The 16,120-nt window shown below is 68.4% G+C and carries 17 protein-coding genes and 1 tRNA gene; 9 read left to right on the forward strand and 9 right to left on the reverse strand.

Annotated features, from left to right (window positions below):
- Window positions 1–46 precede the first annotated feature (46 nt).
- Window positions 47–1,042 carry an alpha/beta fold hydrolase gene (locus tag ACW178_RS04540; protein WP_191554944.1) on the forward strand — a complete coding sequence of 332 codons (996 nt, stop codon included), beginning with the start codon at window positions 47–49 and terminating at the stop codon, window positions 1,040–1,042.
- A 105-nt stretch (window positions 1,043–1,147) separates the two neighbouring features.
- Entirely contained in the window at window positions 1,148–1,756 is a 609-nt protein-coding gene (locus tag ACW178_RS04545) for a DUF1134 domain-containing protein (RefSeq protein WP_183217575.1), read from the forward strand.
- Between the two features lie 17 nt (window positions 1,757–1,773).
- Here ACW178_RS04545 and prmC read toward each other — a convergent pair whose 3' ends face one another.
- The gene (prmC, locus tag ACW178_RS04550) at window positions 1,774–2,688 is read right to left on the reverse strand and encodes a peptide chain release factor N(5)-glutamine methyltransferase (protein ID WP_191554945.1); all 915 of its coding nucleotides are present in this window, start codon (window positions 2,686–2,688) and stop codon (window positions 1,774–1,776) included.
- Window positions 2,689–2,697: 9 nt separating this feature from the next.
- On the opposite strand from prmC, the gene ACW178_RS04555 reads away from it, so the two are divergent.
- Window positions 2,698–4,029 (forward strand): YihY/virulence factor BrkB family protein, encoded by a 1,332-nt coding sequence (locus ACW178_RS04555; RefSeq protein WP_492024906.1) that lies wholly within the window; start codon window positions 2,698–2,700, stop codon window positions 4,027–4,029.
- Here ACW178_RS04555 and hslU read toward each other — a convergent pair.
- Window positions 4,019–5,320 carry an ATP-dependent protease ATPase subunit HslU gene (gene hslU, locus ACW178_RS04560; protein ID WP_287103493.1) on the reverse strand — a complete coding sequence of 434 codons (1,302 nt, stop codon included), beginning with the start codon at window positions 5,318–5,320 and terminating at the stop codon, window positions 4,019–4,021. The genes ACW178_RS04555 and hslU overlap by 11 nt on opposite strands.
- A 63-nt stretch (window positions 5,321–5,383) precedes the next feature.
- Window positions 5,384–6,667 carry an arsenic transporter gene (locus ACW178_RS04565; RefSeq protein ID WP_054764652.1) on the reverse strand — a complete coding sequence of 428 codons (1,284 nt, stop codon included), beginning with the start codon at window positions 6,665–6,667 and terminating at the stop codon, window positions 5,384–5,386.
- Window positions 6,668–6,745: 78 nt separating this feature from the next.
- Between ACW178_RS04565 and ACW178_RS04570 the strand changes: the two genes are divergently transcribed.
- Both ACW178_RS04570 and arsC read left to right on the forward strand, forming a co-directional pair.
- A complete protein-coding gene (locus ACW178_RS04570) occupies window positions 6,746–7,081 on the forward strand; it encodes an ArsR/SmtB family transcription factor (protein WP_191557920.1) in 336 nt (111 codons plus the stop codon).
- A gap of 7 nt (window positions 7,082–7,088) precedes the next feature.
- Complete coding sequence (gene arsC, locus ACW178_RS04575; protein ID WP_191557921.1) at window positions 7,089–7,514, forward strand: arsenate reductase (glutaredoxin); 426 nt, start codon at window positions 7,089–7,091, stop codon at window positions 7,512–7,514.
- 58 nt (window positions 7,515–7,572) lie between these two features.
- Here the strand turns inward: arsC and ppa are convergent, their stop codons facing one another.
- Window positions 7,573–8,133 carry an inorganic diphosphatase gene (gene ppa / locus ACW178_RS04580; protein ID WP_054764655.1) on the reverse strand — a complete coding sequence of 187 codons (561 nt, stop codon included), beginning with the start codon at window positions 8,131–8,133 and terminating at the stop codon, window positions 7,573–7,575.
- Between the two features lie 127 nt (window positions 8,134–8,260).
- Between ppa and ACW178_RS04585 the strand changes: the two genes are divergently transcribed.
- Window positions 8,261–8,947, forward strand: coding sequence for a DUF599 domain-containing protein (locus tag ACW178_RS04585; RefSeq protein ID WP_054764656.1), 687 nt, complete (start codon window positions 8,261–8,263; stop codon window positions 8,945–8,947).
- Window positions 8,948–9,208: 261 nt separating this feature from the next.
- On the opposite strand, the gene ACW178_RS04590 is transcribed toward ACW178_RS04585, so the two are convergent.
- On the reverse strand, window positions 9,209–10,090 hold the full coding sequence (locus tag ACW178_RS04590; RefSeq protein ID WP_152949442.1) for an N-formylglutamate amidohydrolase: 882 nt from the start codon (window positions 10,088–10,090) through the stop codon (window positions 9,209–9,211).
- A 58-nt stretch (window positions 10,091–10,148) separates the two neighbouring features.
- Here ACW178_RS04590 and cpdR point away from each other — a divergent pair, with 58 nt between their 5' ends.
- Window positions 10,149–10,505, forward strand: coding sequence for a cell cycle two-component system response regulator CpdR (gene cpdR, locus ACW178_RS04595; RefSeq protein WP_054764657.1), 357 nt, complete (start codon window positions 10,149–10,151; stop codon window positions 10,503–10,505).
- A gap of 124 nt (window positions 10,506–10,629) precedes the next feature.
- Window positions 10,630–10,704: transfer RNA gene (locus ACW178_RS04600), tRNA-Val, on the forward strand.
- Window positions 10,705–10,954: 250 nt separating this feature from the next.
- On the opposite strand, the gene ACW178_RS04605 is transcribed toward ACW178_RS04600, so the two are convergent.
- On the reverse strand, window positions 10,955–11,512 hold the full coding sequence (locus ACW178_RS04605; protein ID WP_054764658.1) for an ActR/PrrA/RegA family redox response regulator transcription factor: 558 nt from the start codon (window positions 11,510–11,512) through the stop codon (window positions 10,955–10,957).
- A gap of 108 nt (window positions 11,513–11,620) precedes the next feature.
- Window positions 11,621–13,111 carry an ActS/PrrB/RegB family redox-sensitive histidine kinase gene (locus ACW178_RS04610; RefSeq protein WP_224764455.1) on the reverse strand — a complete coding sequence of 497 codons (1,491 nt, stop codon included), beginning with the start codon at window positions 13,109–13,111 and terminating at the stop codon, window positions 11,621–11,623.
- Window positions 13,112–13,155: 44 nt separating this feature from the next.
- Between ACW178_RS04610 and ACW178_RS04615 the strand changes: the two genes are divergently transcribed.
- Window positions 13,156–13,776: an SCO family protein gene (locus ACW178_RS04615; protein WP_287105935.1), complete on the forward strand. Its 621-nt coding sequence runs from the start codon at window positions 13,156–13,158 to the stop codon at window positions 13,774–13,776.
- A 4-nt stretch (window positions 13,777–13,780) separates the two neighbouring features.
- On the opposite strand, the gene ACW178_RS04620 is transcribed toward ACW178_RS04615, so the two are convergent.
- On the reverse strand, window positions 13,781–14,422 hold the full coding sequence (locus ACW178_RS04620; protein WP_228185078.1) for a hypothetical protein: 642 nt from the start codon (window positions 14,420–14,422) through the stop codon (window positions 13,781–13,783).
- Window positions 14,423–16,099 (reverse strand): peptide chain release factor 3, encoded by a 1,677-nt coding sequence (locus tag ACW178_RS04625; protein WP_492024907.1) that lies wholly within the window; start codon window positions 16,097–16,099, stop codon window positions 14,423–14,425. It lies immediately after the preceding gene.
- Between the last annotated feature and the right edge of the window lie 21 nt (window positions 16,100–16,120).

The following is a 16,120-nucleotide window of genomic DNA, read 5'->3' on the forward strand; positions in this document are numbered from 1 at the left end:
CATTCGCGGCGAAAGGCCGCCTTGGCTTGGGTATGGAGAGGTTGAGATGCGTACCCGGCTTATCAAGACCGACGGCCTTGTCCAACAGGTGCTGGAGGCGGGATATGATCAGCCTAACGCGCCCCTGGTCCTGCTGATCCACGGCTTCCCCGAACTGGGGATCAGCTGGCGCGCCCAGGTCGAGGCCCTGTCCCTGGCGGGATACCATGTCGCGGCCCCGGACATGCGCGGTTACGGCGGCACGGACAAGCCCCAGGGCGCCGCCGCCTTTTCGATCCTGCATCTGGTCGGGGACATGGTCGATCTGGTGCGGGCCCTGGGCAAATCGAGCGCCGTCGTCGTGGGCCACGACTGGGGCGCGCCGGTCGCCTGGCACTGCGCCCTGCTGCGGCCCGATCTTTTCACGGCTGTGGCCGGCCTGTCCGTGCCCTTCCAGCCGCGCCGACCCCAGGGACCGCCGACGACCGTCATGGCGGTTCTGTCCGAACGGGCCGGCATGGGCGACCTCTATATCAACCGGTTCCAGGCGGCCGACGCCCATCGGGCGCTGGAGGCCGATCCGGCGACGACGCTGAGGAAGCTGTTCTGGGCCTATGACGGGGCCACTCCGGCGTCGAAACGGGCCACCGGCCTCATGGCGCGGGGCGTCGGCCTGCTGGACAGTATCGATGACGCCGCCGACCTGCCGCCGTGGATGAGCCCGGCCCATTTCGCCGAATATGTGGAGGCCTTTTCGGCCGGCGGCTTTGACGCCCCGCTGAACTGGTACCGCGCCATCGACCTGAATTGGTCGCTGACGGCCTTTGCGCAGGAACAGCGAATCCTCCAGCCGGCCCTGTTCATCGTCGGCGAGAACGACCCGGTGCGCCACTACGCCGGATCGGCCGAGGCGGGGCTGAAGGACTGGGTTCCGAACCTGAGCCGGTCGGTGGTCGTGCCCGGCGCCGGTCACTGGATTCAGCAGGAGAAGGCCGAGGCGGTGACCGCCCTGCTGCTGGCCTTTCTGAAGGATCTGCCGGAGGCGGACGGGGGCCAGACGTAAGCCTGCGTTAACCTTGAAGCCGCAAGTCTGCCGTAAAGGTCGGGGACGGTGCCGCGAACCTCGGCGGACCCGCCGACCCGTCTTCTTGCCGTTCTCGGAGCCCCCATGCATCGCCGCCAAATGATCCTGTCCGGCCTGGCCACCGCCGCAGGGGCCTCGTCTCTGGGCGCCTGCGCCTCGGCACCGGCCAATCCCAACTATCCGATCAGCTCCGACAATACGGCGCCCGCCTACACCTTCGACGAACTGGTCGCGGCCGGGTCCAAGGAGCTGGGCATCGCCGCCGAGGTGGTGGGCGGGGCGATCGAGCGGGTCTTCGCCGACCAGGGCGATCGCCCCACCGCCTATATCGCGGGTGAGGAAGGCTCCGGCGCCGTGGTCGTCGGCGCCCGCTACGGGCGCGGCGCCCTGCACATGAAGGATCTGTCGGCGTCTCAGGAAGTGTTCTGGCAGGGGGCGTCTGTGGGTTGGGACTGGGGCGGCAACGCCAGCCGCGTCTTTACCCTGGTCTATGGCCTGTACCACCCGGACATGATCTATCGCCGCTATCCGGGCGTCGAAGGCTCGGCCTATCTGATCGCGGGCCTGGGCGTAAACTATCAGCGGGCCGACGGCATCACCCTGGCCCCGATCCGCACCGGCGTGGGCCTGCGCCTGGGCGCCAATGTCGGCACCATGAGCTACAGCCGCCAGCGCAATCTTCTGCCCTTCTGATCCAGTCGAGGCCGACCCTATTCCTGCGGAATGGGGTTGGTGCGGGGGTCGGGGCCGTTGGTGACGACGCGGTCGCGGTCGCCCAGATCCTTGACGATCTTGACGTCCGCAAAGCCTTCCGCCTCGAACAGGGCCTTGACCTGCGGGCCCTGGTCCCAGCCGATCTCGACCGCGAAGACGCCGCCGGGCTTCAGGATGCGCCGGATCTCGGGGGCCAGGTCGCGATAGGCCTGCAAGCCATCGGGGCCGCCGTCCAGGGCCAGATGCGGGTCGTGGTCGCGCACCTCCGGGTCCAGGCCGGGGATATGGTCGGTCGGGATATAGGGCGGGTTGGACAGCACCAGGTCAAAGCTCGCGTCGCCGAAACCGGCCGCCCATTCCGTGCGCAGGAAGGTGGCGCGCTCGTTCAGATCCAGATTGGCGGCGTTCTCCTTGGCGACCGCCAGGGCCTCGGTGGAGATGTCGGTGCCCACCCCCTTGGCCGCCGTCCGCTCGGCCAGCAGGGCCAGCAAAATGGCGCCCGAACCCGTGCCCAGGTCGACGGCGGTGAAGGCTTCGTGCCGGGCGAAGGCCAGGAGGGCGACGTCCAACAGGGTCTCGGTGTCGGGCCGGGGGCTGAGGACGTCGGGGGTGACGTTCAGCATGATCTTCCAAAAACCCTTCTTGCCGACGATGCGCGAGACCGGCTCGCGGCGCAGGCGGCGGTCGATCATGGCCGTATAGGCGGCCTGCTGCTCGGGGGAGACGATCCGATAGGGGTCGGTCAGTATGTCGGTGCGGCTGGCGCCGGCGGCGGCCTCCAGCAGCAGGCGGGCGTCGATGGCCGGGCTGTCGATGCGGCCGTCCTTCAGTCGGGCCTGGGCGGCTTTCCACACGGTCAACAGGGTCGCGGCGCCGTCGGCGGGCTTGGGGGAGAGGGGCTCGAGGGTCATGACGGCTGATTGGCCCTTCGCACAGGGGATTTCAAGCGCGACCGGGCGCCGTGGCCTGGGAACGCGGGGGGCGGCTTCGCCGTTCGCCTGCTGATGTTCAGGTTCAGATCTTCGCCGCAGCCCCGTCGTCGTCCCTGGTGGAGGTTCGTCGCCGCCGCCCTGGGCGGCCTGACCGCCGGGGCGGGCGCGGCCCATCTGCTCTACACCCAGGGGCATAAGGTGGGGGTGGAACTGCGCCCCAAACGCCCCGAACCCCTGCCGCCCAAGCCGCCGACGCCCGAAGACTATGAGGCCAGGGAGCCGGGCCGGGGCCGGCTGGCCAGACGGCCGGAACAGATTCCGCACAAGGGCTGGATCGACATACTGTGGCGGACGGGCGGCTCCTATTTCGGCGACCGGGTCGGTTTCGTCGCGGGGGGCGTGACCTTCTTCACCCTCTTGTCCCTGTTTCCGCTGCTGGGGAGTTTCGTCACCCTTTACGGCCTGTTCGCCGATCCGGCCGACGCCTGGAGCCGGCTGCAGTTCCTCTACGCCGTCATGCCCGACAGCATCGCCCAGTTCCTGGGCGGAGAGATGGAGCGGCTGGCCGCCAACTCCAACGGCCAGCTGACCTTCACCCTGATCTGGACCCTGGCCCTCTCGCTGTGGACCGCCAACGGGGCGGTCAAGGTGCTGTTCTACGGGCTGAACGTCGCCTATCACGAGGTCGAGCGGCGTAACATCGTCCGCTATAATCTGCTGTGCATGGGCTTCACCATCGGGGCCATTCTGGCCCTGTTGCTGACCTCGGCCCTGGTCGTCGGGGCGCCGGTGGTGATCCGGCTGTTCGGCCTTCAGGAGGAATGGGGCCTGTTCGCCCTTTTGCGCTGGCCCCTGCTGCTGGTCGGCTATGTCGCGGCCCTGACCCTGATCTATCGGTTCGGCCCCTGTCGGCAGAAGGCGCGCTGGCGCTGGCTGACGCCGGGCGCCCTCTTCGCCGCCTTGCTCAGCCTGACCGTCTCCTTCCTCTTCAGCTGGTATCTGACCAACTTCGTCCGCACCGACTCCTACGGCCCCCTGGCGGCCATTATGGGCTTTCTGCTGTGGACCTGGCTGTCGGTGCAGGTGATCCTGATGGGGGCCGAGCTGAACGCCGAGATCGAGCACCAGACGGCCATGGACACCACGACCGGCAAGCCTCAGCCGATCGGGGATCGGGGCGCCAAGGTCGCCGATACGGTGGGCGCGCGCCGGGGCAATCCGGCCGCCCTGGCCTTCACCCAGCGCCACGCCGAGGCCATGGCCGACCGGCTGACGCGCCGCCGCAGCCGCCGCGAGCGGGACGCGGCCGCTACAGAATGAAGCGGCTCAGGTCGACGTCCTTGGTCAGCAGACTCAACTTGTCGCGCACCGCCGCCCCGTCGAAGGTGACGGTCTGGCCCGCCAGGTCCGAGGCCTTGAAACTGGTCTCCTCCAGCACCCGCTCCAGCACGGTCTGAAGCCGCCGGGCGCCGATGTTCTCCACCGCCGAATTGGCCGCCACCGCCGCATCGGCCAGGGCCTCGATCGCGTCCTCGGTGAAGGTCAGGGTCACGTCCTCGGTGGCCAGCAGGGCCTGGTTCTGACGGATCAGATTGGCCTCGGGCTCGGTCAGGATCCGCTTGAAGTCGTCGCGCGTCAGGGCCTTCAGCTCGACCCGGATCGGCAGCCGCCCCTGAAGTTCGGGCAGCAGGTCCGACGGCTTGGCCACATGGAAGGCGCCCGAGGCGATGAACAGCACATGGTCGGTCTTCACCGGCCCGTATTTGGTCGAGACCGTGGTCCCCTCGATCAGGGGCAGGAGGTCGCGCTGCACCCCCTCGCGCGACACATCGGCGCCCGAGGCCCCCTGGCGGGCGGCGACCTTGTCGATCTCGTCCAGGAAGACGATGCCCTCGTTCTCGGCCAGGATCAGGGCCTCCTTGGTCAGGCTGTCCTGATCCAAGAGCTTGTCGCCCTCCTCGGCGATCAGGGGGGCGGTGGCGTCGCGCACCGTCAGCTTGACCGTCTTGGTCCGGCCGCCGCCCATCTTGCCCAGCATCTCCGAAAGGTTCAGCAGGCCCACGGCCCCGCCGCCGGGGATGTCCAGCCCCTGGATCGGCGAGGCGGTGTCGGCTAAGGCGATCTCGATCTCCTTGTCGTCCAGCTCGCCGGCCCGCAGCTTCTTCCTGAAGCTGTCGCGGGTCGCCGGTCCCGCGCCGGGCCCGACCAGGGCGTCCAGAATCCGGTCCTCGGCCGCCCCCTCGGCGCGGGCTCGCACCTCGCCGCGCCGCCGCTCGCGCACCATGACCAGGGCGCTCTCGACCAGGTCGCGCATGATCTGATCGACGTCGCGGCCGACATAGCCGACCTCGGTGAACTTGGTCGCCTCGACCTTCAGAAAGGGCGAACCCGCCAGCCGCGCCAGCCGCCGGGCGATCTCGGTCTTGCCGACGCCGGTCGGGCCGATCATCAGAATATTCTTGGGCGTCACCTCGTCACGCAGATCCTCGGGCACGCGCTTTCTGCGCCAGCGATTACGCAGGGCCACGGCCACGGCGCGCTTGGCGTCGTCCTGGCCGACGATATAGCGATCCAGTTCGGAGACGATTTCGCGGGGGGAGAGGTCAGTCATGGCGCTCACATAGGAGGCCGAGAACCGTTGCGGGAGAGGGCAGGGCGTCGCGGCGCTGTTTCGCTAGACCGCCAGCCTCAACGCCAGGGCGGTCAGGGTGACGGCGAGGACGGGGAGGGTCAGGATCAGGCCGATCTTGATGTAATAGACCCAGCCGATGCGGACGCCCTTTCGGGCCAGGACGTGCAGCCATAACAGGGTGGCCAGGGAGCCGATGGGGGTCATCTTGGGGCCCAGGTCGCTGCCGATGACATTGGCGTAGATCATGGCCTCGCGCACCGGACCGGTCGCCGAGGAGGCGTCGATGGACAGGGCGGCGATCAGGACCGTGGGCAGGTTGTTGGCGACGGCCGACAGGGCGGCGGTCAGGAAGCCCGTTCCGAAGGTCGCGCCCCAGACGCCGCCTTCGGCGAAGCCGTCCATCAGCTGGGCCAGATGGCGCGTCAGCCCGGCGTTGCCCAACCCATAGACCACCAGATACATGCCCAGCGAGAAGATCACGACCTGCCACGGCGCCTCGCGCAGGACCTTGGTCGTGCTGATCTTGGAGCCGCGCCCGGCGACGATCAGCAGCACGACGGCGCCGGCGGCGGCGATGGCCGAGACGGGAAGGCCTCGGGGCTCCAGAACGAAGAAGCCCAGCAGCAGCAGACCCAGCACCAGCCAGCCGGCGATAAAGGTCGCCCGGTCCTTGATCGCGGTCTCCGGCCGGGGCAGGCGGTCCACCTCATAGGCCCTGGGGATGTCGCGCCCGAAGACGGCGAACAGGACCGCCAGGGTGGCGGCGACCGAGGCCAGGTTCACCGGAACCATGACCGCCGCATAGCGATCAAAGCCGATGTCGAAGAAGTCGGCCGAGACGATATTGACCAGGTTGGACACCACCAGCGGCAGGCTGGCCGTGTCGGCGATGAAGCCCGCCGCCATGACGAAGGCCAGGGTCGCCTTGGGTCCGTAGCCGAGCGCCAGCAGCATGGCGATGACGATGGGCGTCAGGATCAGGGCCGCCCCGTCATTGGCGAACAGGGCCGAGACGGCCGCGCCCAGCAGGACCACCAGGCCGAACAGCCGCCGCCCATGGCCCCCGCCCCAGCGACCGATGTGAAGGGCCGCCCATTCGAAGAAGCCGGCCTCGTCCAGCAGCAGGCTGATGACGATGATGGCGACAAAGGCCGCCGTCGCATTCCAGACGATGCCCCAGACCACGGGGATGTCGTTCAGGGCCACCACCCCCAGCAGCAGGGCCGCCGCCGCCCCGCCCAGGGCGCTCCAGCCGATCTGCAGCCCCTTGGGCTGCCACAGCACCAGGACGATGGTGACGGCGAAGATCAGAAGGGCGACGATCATGGGCGGATCCTAGCGCGGACCGGCGTCCGCAGCGAACCTGTAGCTTGCGCCGCGTCATATTTCTAGTATCTTGGAATAATGGAATCCGAACCCGCCATCCTCGCCCTCGCGGCCCTGGCCCAGCCCACGCGGCTGGAGGCCTTTCGCCTGCTGGTTCGCAGCGCGCCGGAGGGCCTGGCGGCCGGCGCGGTGGCGGATCGGCTGGCGGTGCCGGCCAATACGATGTCGGCCCATCTGGGCGTGCTGTCGCGGGCGGGGCTGATCCGCGCCCAGAGACGCAGCCGCTCGATCGTCTATCGCGCCGATCTGGATCGGCTGGGCGACCTGGTGCTGTTCCTGCTGAAGGACTGCTGTCAGGGCCGCGCCGAACTTTGCCGACCCCTGCTGGCCGAACTGGCCCCCTGCTGCGACTGAGGCCCCCATGGACGTCGTCATCTATCACAATCCCGCCTGCGGGACGTCTCGCAACACCCTGGCCCTGATCCGCCACGTCGGGATCGAGCCCCATGTGATCGAATATCTGAAGACCCCGCCCAGCCGGGCCCTGGTGGCGCAGATGGTCGAACGGATGGGCGGATCGGTGCGCGATATCCTGCGCGAAAAGGGCACGCCCTATGCGGAGCTGGGCCTGGGCGACCCCGGCCTGTCGGACGATCAGCTGCTGGATGCGATCGAGGCCCATCCGATCCTGATGAACCGGCCCATCGTGGTCTCGCCCCGCGGCGTGAAACTGTGCCGGCCGTCCGAGGCGGTGCTGGACCTGCTGCCCCAGGAGGGGCTGAAGCCCTTCACCAAGGCGGACGGCGAGGTGGTGATCGACGCCGACGGCCGCCGGGTCGGCGGATAGCAAAAAAGACGTCCCCCGGACCGGAGGACGTCTCAATGCGCCAGACGTCGTCGCCGGTTCAGGCGGCCTTGCCGGCCTTCTTGGCGGCCAGCTTGTCCTGGTGGGCCTTCATGCCGGCTGAGATCAGTTCGGCGGCCTCGCCGGCGTCGCCCCAGCCCTTGACCGTGACCGACTTGCCCTTCTCCAGGTCCTTGTAGCGGGTGAAGAAGTGTTCGATCTGTTCGATCAGGATGGCCGGCAGCTGACGATAGCTGGCGATCTCGGTGTAATAGGGGTTCAGCTTGTCGACCGGCACGGCCAGGATCTTCTCGTCGCCGCCGGCCTCGTCCACCATCTTCAGCACGCCGATCGGGCGCGAGCGGATGACGCAGCCCGGCACCACCGGCGTCGGGTTCAGCACGATCACGTCGCAGGGGTCGCCGTCGTCCGACAGGGTATGGGGAACAAAGCCGTAGTTGCCGGGATAGTACATGGCCGTGTGCAGGAAGCGGTCGACGAACAGGGCGCCGGACTCCTTGTCCATCTCATACTTCACCGGCAGACCGCCTTGCGGGATCTCGATGATGACATTGATGTCCCAGGGAGCGTTCGGGCCGACCGGAATGGCGTCGAGGTTCATGGCGGGTCTTTGCTGCGACTGCGAAAATCTTGAAAGCGAGGGGTGATAGGACGGGCGGGCCGCCTGGGCAAGGGCGACGTGCGTTCAGGCTCTTGCGCCCGGCGTCGGAGCGGGTTCACTAGGCGCCATGACCTGGATCGACTGGACCGCCCTGACCCTCTTTTTCGTCTGCTGGCTGGGCTATGGGCCGATCCTGAGATTCATCGCCCGGCACGGCGGCGCCCTGAACGAGGACATGGTCCATGTCCGCAATCGGTGGATGGCGGCCATGACCCACCGCGAGATCCGGCTGGTGGACAGCCAGCTGATGGGCCATTCGATCAATTCGGCCTCGTTTTTCGCCTCGACCAATCTGCTGCTGATCGCGGCGGTGGGGGGGATTCTGTTCGGCGGGGAGAGCAAGCTGGAAGGCTTCGCCGCCGTGGGGGCCGAAAACGTGCCGATCCGCATTCTGGAGGCCAAGCTGGCCCTGGTGCTGATGTGCCTGGCGCGCGGCTTTTTGGACTTCATCTGGGCCCTGCGTCAGATGAACTACGCCCTGGCCCTGATCGGGGCGGCGCCCGAGATCCAGTCCGAAACGGACCGCAAGGCCTATGGCCAGGCGGCGGGGGAGTTGCTGAACCCCGCGCTCAGCGCCTTCAGCCAGGGGGTTAGGGGCTATTATTTCGCCCTGGCGGCGGCGGCCTGGCTGTTCGGCCCGATGTGGCTGGCCCTGGGCGTGGCTTCGGCCTTCGGCCTTCTGATCTATCGCCAGGAGGCGTCGCCGGCCGCGCGCGCCATTCGCAACGCCCGCCGTCTGCTGGGAGAAGGCTGATCATTGTGCAGGCGCACAACGGGCTTCCCGCGCGGTGTGGCGCCTATGAGGCGAATTAGGACCGTAACCGCCGTAATTGCGTAACATCCTGTGACCGTCAGGACGCGCAGAGCCCTTGACCGTTTGTGCGTTGCAACCTAAGTTCTCCTCTGACGCCTCCGGGCGTCTTGCCCTTCCTGGGCGTTTCCTCCCTATAGACTTTCATGCCGCGCCTCCGGGCGCGGCTTTTTTTTTGGCTGATCGCCGATAAGTCGCGCCGGCCTAAACGCCCCAGGGCTCAGAGCACAGGGCGGCGATGACGCGGGTCAGGGCCTTGTGCGTCTTCTGATAGGCGGCGTTGGGCGCCTGGCGGCCCTCGTCCAGATACAGACGGCGGTTCAGTTCGATCTGGACGGCGTGAAACCCCTCCTTCGGCCGGCCCCAGACCTGGGTGGACCAGCCCCCGGCGTAGGGGTGGTTCAGGCCCACCCGCCAGCCCAGCCCCTGGAACAGGTCGCGCAGCCGCCGCGTCAGCCGCGGATCGCAGGCGGCGCCGTGTCGGTCGCCCAGCACCACCTCCACCCCGGCGGCCCGCGCCGGCATCGAATGCCAGTCGATCAGCAGTGCGCGCCCCTGGCGGGCCAGGGTCTGACGCATCAGGCCCTCCAGCGCCTGATGATAGGGCCGGTGGACCGCCGCGATCCGGGCCTCCGCCTCGGCCCGCGACAGGCGCCGGTCATAAAGCGGCAGGCCGTCGCCGCTGCGGCGGGGGATGACGCCGTATCCGGCTCGGGTCTTGGCCCCGACCGCACCGTCAGCCCCTTCGATCAGTTCGGGGTCCAGTTCGGCGGGGTCACGGTTCAGATCCACATAGGCGCGGCCGATCCGGCCCTCGATCAGGGGCGCGCCGCACGCCGGCCCGGCCTGCACCAGGGCGTTGACCCGGGCGTCCTCCGCGCTCTTCAGACTGGCGTCCGCCAGGCCGGGGGCGGGCGCCATGTCCGCCGGATAGAGATCGCCCGAATGGGGCGAGGCGAAGACCAGGGCCGTCTGGGGCGCGTCCGCAGGCGGCGTCGTGATCGCGAAATTGGCGCCGGCCGGGGTCATGTCCACCGCATAGCGCGTTTCGCTGTGGAAGGAAGTCGTGCGACCGGCGAATTTCATCGCCGGTTTACCGTTGTGGGCCTAGCGTCGCTCCTCTGAATTCAAGGGGCCTTTTCGAATGGCGCGCATCCTCCTGGCCGAAGACGACAGTTCGCTGCGCGGGTTCCTGACCCGCGCCCTGGAGCGGGCGGGCCATCAGGTCATCGACTGCGAAAACGGCGACGACGCCATCGACGCCCTGGAGCACGGCCCCTACGACCTGCTGCTGACTGACATCGTCATGCCCGGCGCCGACGGGATCGAGGTGGCTCGCGTCGCCGCCGCCCGCCAGCCCGGCCTGCGCATCATGTTCATCACCGGCTTCGCCGCCGTCGCCCTGACCGCCGCCCAGGCCTCGCCCCAGGCCAAGGTCCTGTCCAAACCCGTCCATCTGCGCGACCTGGTCAATGAGGTCGAACGGATGGTGGCGGCCTGAGCGTTGAAATCGCTACGGTTTTCCAGAAATCTCGTTGCGGCGGTCAAAGCCGCTTGATGCGGGCCGGTCGTGCCGCTATACGACCGCCCTTCCCGCTCTCGAACCGATCGAGAGCCGCCACGGCGGACGCGTAGCTCAGCGGGAGAGCACTACGTTGACATCGTAGGGGTCACAGGTTCAATCCCTGTCGCGTCCACCATTCCTTCCCAAGACAATCGAAGACTTGTCGAGCCCAGCGCATGCGCCGTTCAGGGCTGTGGCTGTTGTGTCGGTCGCAGCAGGGTCAGGTCGTAGCCCAGGCCGCGCGGGCGTGGTTCATCAGGGCGTCGTGGACCTGAGGCGAAGGTTGGGGCGTGCGCGACAGCAGCTACAGATGGCGGACCGAAGGCTCGCCCCCGATCGGCCAGGAAGCGAGCTCGACCGCTCTCAGCCCCCGGCCCCGCCGCCCCTTACCGCGGCGCGCGCTTGGCCAGGATGCGTTGCAGGGTGCGGCGGTGCATGCCAAGGCGGCGGGCGGTTTCCGAGACATTGTGGTCGCACAGCTCATAGACCCGCTGGATATGCTCCCAGCGCACCCGGTCGGCGCTCATCGGGTTTTCGGGCGGCTCGGGGGCCGCGTCGCCGCTCGCCAGCAGGGCCTTGACCACGTCGTCGGCGTCGGCGGGCTTGGACAGATAATCGACGGCGCCGGCCTTGACCGCCGCAACCGCCGTGGCGATGGCGCCGTAGCCGGTCAGCATCACGATCCGGGCGTCCTCGCGCCGCTCGCGCACCGCCTCGACGATCTTCAGCCCGTTGCCGTCCTCCAGCCGCATGTCCAGGACGGCGAAGGCCGGGGCCTTTTCGTTCAGCCGCAGCTGAGCCTCGGCGACCGAGGCGGCGGTGGTCACCTCGAAGCCGCGCGCCTCCAGCGCCCGTCCCATCCGGGTGCGCAGGGCCTGGTCGTCGTCCAGCAGCAGCAGGGACTTGTCGGGCAGGGCGGCGATGCGGGTCTCAAGCTCGGGCATTCTGTTCTCCTGCTGAATCAAGTCGGGGCCGGAAGTCGTTCGGTCAAGGGCGAGCGGCCGCCTGCGACGCTTCGACCCAATACGGGCGGGGACGGGGTTTGGACGCGCTCAGGCCGCCACCTCCAGCGCCGGACGGGCCCATCGCACCGCCACACGCGCGCCGCGCAGGGGGGCGCGGCCGTCGGGGGCGGCGCCCGGCCGCGGCAGGCCCTGGCCCACGCTGACCACCCCGCCGGTCCGCTCCAGCAGGGTGCGGGCGATGAAGAAGCCCAGGCCCATGCCGCCCTGGCTGGGGGCGACCGTGGTCTCCGGCCCGCCGCGCCCGGCGCCGGAGGCCGCAGCGGCGATCTGGGCCGCCAAGGCCAGGCGCGCCTTGCCGTGCGGGCGGCTGGTCACATAGGGCTCGCCCAGCCGGGGCAGGATGTCGCTGGGAAAGCCCGGCCCGTCGTCCAGAATGGCGATCTCGATCCAGCCGGCGTCGACCTGGGCCTGGACCCGCACGGTGGAGGCGGCGAAGTCGGCGGCGTTCTCGACCAGGGTCGACAGGCCGTGCACCACCTCGGGCAGGCGGCGCACGCGCGGGGCCGGCTGGCCGGGCGGGGTCTTGACCAGGACCTCAAAGGCCAGGTCGAAGCCCCGGTGCGGCTCGACCACCTCCTCCAGCAGGGCCTTCAGGGCCACGTCGGCGTACAGGGCGTCGTCCCCCTCCGGTCGGCGCGACAGCTGGGCCAATATGCCCCGGCACCGTTCGGCCTGTTGCAGGATCAGGGCCGCGTCCTCGGCGGCGTCGCTGTCGGGCGCCGAGGCGCGCTGAAGTTCCTTGGCTACGACCTGGATGGTGGCCAGCGGCGTGCCCAACTCATGGGCCGCGGCCGCCGCCAGACCGCCCAGGGCCGCCAGTCTCTGTTCGCGCTGCAGCACGTCCTGGGTCGTGGCCAGGGCCAGCTCCAGCTTCTCGGCGTCGGCCGCCACCCGCCAGGCGTAGCCGGCGGTGAAGACCACACCGGTCACCAGGGCCATGGCCATCCCCAGCCGATAGAGCAGGGGCAGGTGAAAATTCTCGCCCGGACGCCAGGGCAGGGGCTCGGACCAGAAGAACAGCACCCCCACGGCGATCAGGGCCAGAAGGCCCAGCGCCACGGCCTGGCGCGCGGGCAGGGCGGCGGCCGCGATCGTCACCGGGGCCACCAGCAGCAGACAGAAGGGGTTCTCCAGCCCGCCGGTCAGGCCCAGCAGAAGGCTGAGCTGAAAAATGTCGAACCCCAGGTGCAGGGCCGTGGTGCGTCCGTCCGGCAGGCTGGCCTCCAGCCGCCGCACCCGCGCCATGGCGCCCACGTTCACCGCAGCGCTGACGGCGATGACGATCAGACAGGGCCACAGCGGCAGGGGGAAATGCAGCCCCTGAGACGCCGTCAGGATCGCCGCGCTCTGCCCCAGTATGGTCAGCCAGCGCAGGACGATCAAAGTCCGCAGGGAAAAGCCGCGTCCCCTACGGGCGCCGTCGGCGGGGCCGGGCTGCGACAGGGCGCTGTCCACGGCCGCCCCCTCTGAAAGGGACGGCCGCCCGTGCGGCGCGATGTGGTCTTCTGTCGAGGTCACGGGCCTTCTATAGACCGGGGCCGAGGTTTTCGTCAGAGGTCGTCATGCCGCGTCGTTCCATCCTGCTGTTCGCCGGCGCCTGTCTCGCCATCGCCGCCGCCCTGGCCATCGTCACCGTGGTGGTGGTCGGCAATCGGCCCAGCGCGACCCGGGGCGAGATCGGCGCGACCGGCCAGCCCCTGGTCGGCGGCGACTTCCAACTGGTGAACCAGGACGGGCGTCCGGTGGATCAGACCATGCTGAACGGCAAATGGAGCCTGGTCTTCTTCGGCTTCACCTACTGCCCCGAGTTCTGCCCCACCACCCTGGCCGAGCTGGCCGCGGTGCAGCAGCGGCTGGGCGACAAGGCCGACGATCTCCAGATCGTCTTCGTCAGCATCGACCCCGAACGCGACACGCCTCAGCAGCTGAAGGACTATCTGTCCTCAGACGGCTTCCCCAAGGGGACCATCGGCCTGACCGGAACGCCGGACCAGGTGGCCCAGGCGGCCAAGGCCTACCGCGCCTATTACGAAAAGGTCGGCGAGGGGGAGGGCTATACGATGAACCACTCCCTGACCGTCTATCTGATGGGACCGGACGGCAAGTTCCGCACCGCCGTCGCCTATGGCCTCGGCCCGGACAAGGCGACCAAGATCATCGAAGACGCCATGGCGCGGGGCTGAGCCCTCACAGGTAGATCGGCGTTTGGTCGGCGTCCCTGATCGCGTCGATCATCTGCGGCGTCTCTCCTAGACCGCCAAGGGCGAGCGGCACCAGAAACATGTTTCTGGGCGACATGAACCGTTTGAAGTGGGCCTTAATAATCGGCAACGGGTGAGTGGTCGGATGGCCGGGAAGGCGAAGACCTGCTTGCGAAACGTGGCAGACCTTCCAGCCGTCCTTGTTGAGCCTCAGTTTGGAAGAAAGCCCTCCACGCGCGTACTTCAGGCGAGGCTTCTCTGCGGCCTTGATCGCGAAAGCCAAAGGCATTTCCCCGCGGTCGAACAGCGTTGAGATTTCCTCAAGCGTGGGGGTTTGGCCTTTCAGCGCCATGGCGAAGGCCCAGTGCGCCGGAGTGTTATCGGCGCATGTAAGGAGCCGACCTGAATCATGGACATCCTCAGCGCCGCGCCCCCAATTGGGCGTGCGGCATAGCAGGGGCAAATCTGATTCAGCCCAAGCTTCGATCACAAGATCCCAACGCTTGAGCGCTTCGGCAGAGGGGCGGGGTCGTCGAGGCGAAAAGGCCCATTCGCGAGCCAAAGTCCGAAGGGCAGGCTCCATTTCGGAGAGGGCTGCTGAAGCCGCCTCTGACGATGTTTCGTTCAACTAACCCCGCTCCTTCGTCTTGGTGAAGGCCACCTTGGGGAAGCGTTCGCCGACATAGCCGGTCTCCCAGCTGGACTTGGCCAGGAAGACGGGGGCCTGGTCGATGTCGCGGGCCATCTGGGGGCGGTATTTGCCCATGAAGTCCTCCAGATCGGCGTCGGACGCGTCGGAGGTCGGGGCGATCCAGCGGGCCTCGGCATAGGGGCTGGGTTCGAAGACGACGTCCAGGCCGTATTCCTCGCCCAGCCGGTCGGCCATGACCTCGAACTGCAGCTGGCCCACGGCGCCGACGATGAAGTCCGCACCGATCTCCGGGCGGAACAGCTGGGTCACGCCTTCCTCGGCCAGACCCTCCAGCGCCTTCTTCAGGTGTTTGGCCTTCAGCGGATCCTTGACCCGGACCCGTTGCAGGATTTCAGGCGCGAAGTTCGGCAGGCCGGCGAAGCGCACCACCCCGCTTTCCGACAGGCTGTCGCCGACCCGCAGCACCCCGTGGTTGGGAATGCCGATCACGTCGCCGGCGAAGGCGTCCTCGGCCAGTTCGCGGTCCGAGGCGAAGAACATGATGGGCGCATTGACCGACAGGGACTTGCCGGTGTTCTGGACCTTCAGCCTCATGCCGCGCTTGAAGGCGCCCGAGGCCATGCGGAACATGGCGATCCGGTCGCGGTGGTTGGGGTCCATATTGGCCTGGACCTTGAAGACGAAGCCGGTGACTTCTTCGGCGCCGGGCTCCACCGTCGTCTCCACGGGCGCCGGGGCGTTGCGGGTCTCAGGCGGGGCTTCCTTCCGGGCCTTCATGACCTTGGGCGCCGGCGCCCAGTCGCCGATGGCCTTCAGCAGTTCGTCTATGCCGAAATGGCGCAGGGCCGAGCCCCACAGGACCGGCGTCAGATGGCCCTCCAGGAAGGCCTGGCGGTCAAAGGCCGGATAGCCGCCCTCGACCAGTTCGACCGCCTCGCTCAGCGCGTCCTGCTCGCCCGCCTCGAAATAGTGCGCCGCCTGGTCCAGGGGCAGGGCCGGGGGATGGTCGGGGTCCTCGGCGGCGCCGGCGGCCTTGCGGGCATAGGGCTGGAACCGGCCGGTCCCGACCTCGACCATGCCGCGCAGACGATTGCCGCTCTCGGCCGGCCACCAGATGGGCGCCGGGTCCAGTTGCAGCCGCGAGGCGATGTCGTCCAGCAGGGCCATCGGGTCCTGGGCCTCGCGGTCCAGCTTGTTGATGAAGGTGATGATCGGAATGTCCCGAAGACGACAGACCTCGAACAGTTTCAGCGTCTGCGGCTCGATCCCCTTGGCGGCGTCCAGCACCATGATGGCGCAGTCGGCGGCGGTCAGGGTGCGATAGGTGTCTTCCGAGAAGTCCTCGTGCCCGGGCGTATCGAGCAGGTTGAACATCTTGCCGTCGTGCTCGAACGTCATGACCGAGGCGCTGACGGAAATGCCCCGCTCCTTCTCGATCTTCATCCAGTCAGAGCGGGTGCGGCGGTTCTCGCCCCGCGCCCGCACGGCGCCGGCCGCCCGGATGGCGCCCCCGGCCAGCAGGATGTGTTCGGTCAGGGTCGTCTTGCCCGCATCCGGGTGGGCGATGATGGCGAAGGTCCGCCGCCTCGCCGCCTCGGCGGCGAGGGTTCTTGAAGATTTGGCCGCTTCTTCAGGCAGGGTCAATGTGGACATGGCGCGCGACTAGCGCGCCCG

It is taken from the genome of Brevundimonas sp. AVps4 (assembly GCF_058681525.1).

Coding starts and splice junctions, on each gene's coding strand:
- cpdR (WP_054764657.1), top strand. CDS start 10,149: ATGGCGCGCATCCTCCTGGCCGAAGACGACAGTTCGCTGCGCGGGTTC.
- ACW178_RS04570 (WP_191557920.1), top strand. CDS start 6,746: ATGGAATCCGAACCCGCCATCCTCGCCCTCGCGGCCCTGGCCCAGCCC.
- hslU (WP_287103493.1), bottom strand. CDS start 5,320: ATGACTGACCTCTCCCCCCGCGAAATCGTCTCCGAACTGGATCGCTAT.
- ppa (WP_054764655.1), bottom strand. CDS start 8,133: ATGAACCTCGACGCCATTCCGGTCGGCCCGAACGCTCCCTGGGACATC.
- ACW178_RS04585 (WP_054764656.1), top strand. CDS start 8,261: ATGACCTGGATCGACTGGACCGCCCTGACCCTCTTTTTCGTCTGCTGG.
- ACW178_RS04545 (WP_183217575.1), top strand. CDS start 1,148: ATGCATCGCCGCCAAATGATCCTGTCCGGCCTGGCCACCGCCGCAGGG.
- prmC (WP_191554945.1), bottom strand. CDS start 2,688: ATGACCCTCGAGCCCCTCTCCCCCAAGCCCGCCGACGGCGCCGCGACC.
- ACW178_RS04565 (WP_054764652.1), bottom strand. CDS start 6,667: ATGATCGTCGCCCTTCTGATCTTCGCCGTCACCATCGTCCTGGTGCTG.
- ACW178_RS04625 (WP_492024907.1), bottom strand. CDS start 16,099: ATGTCCACATTGACCCTGCCTGAAGAAGCGGCCAAATCTTCAAGAACC.
- arsC (WP_191557921.1), top strand. CDS start 7,089: ATGGACGTCGTCATCTATCACAATCCCGCCTGCGGGACGTCTCGCAAC.
- ACW178_RS04605 (WP_054764658.1), bottom strand. CDS start 11,512: ATGCCCGAGCTTGAGACCCGCATCGCCGCCCTGCCCGACAAGTCCCTG.
- ACW178_RS04540 (WP_191554944.1), top strand. CDS start 47: ATGCGTACCCGGCTTATCAAGACCGACGGCCTTGTCCAACAGGTGCTG.
- ACW178_RS04615 (WP_287105935.1), top strand. CDS start 13,156: ATGCCGCGTCGTTCCATCCTGCTGTTCGCCGGCGCCTGTCTCGCCATC.
- ACW178_RS04590 (WP_152949442.1), bottom strand. CDS start 10,090: ATGAAATTCGCCGGTCGCACGACTTCCTTCCACAGCGAAACGCGCTAT.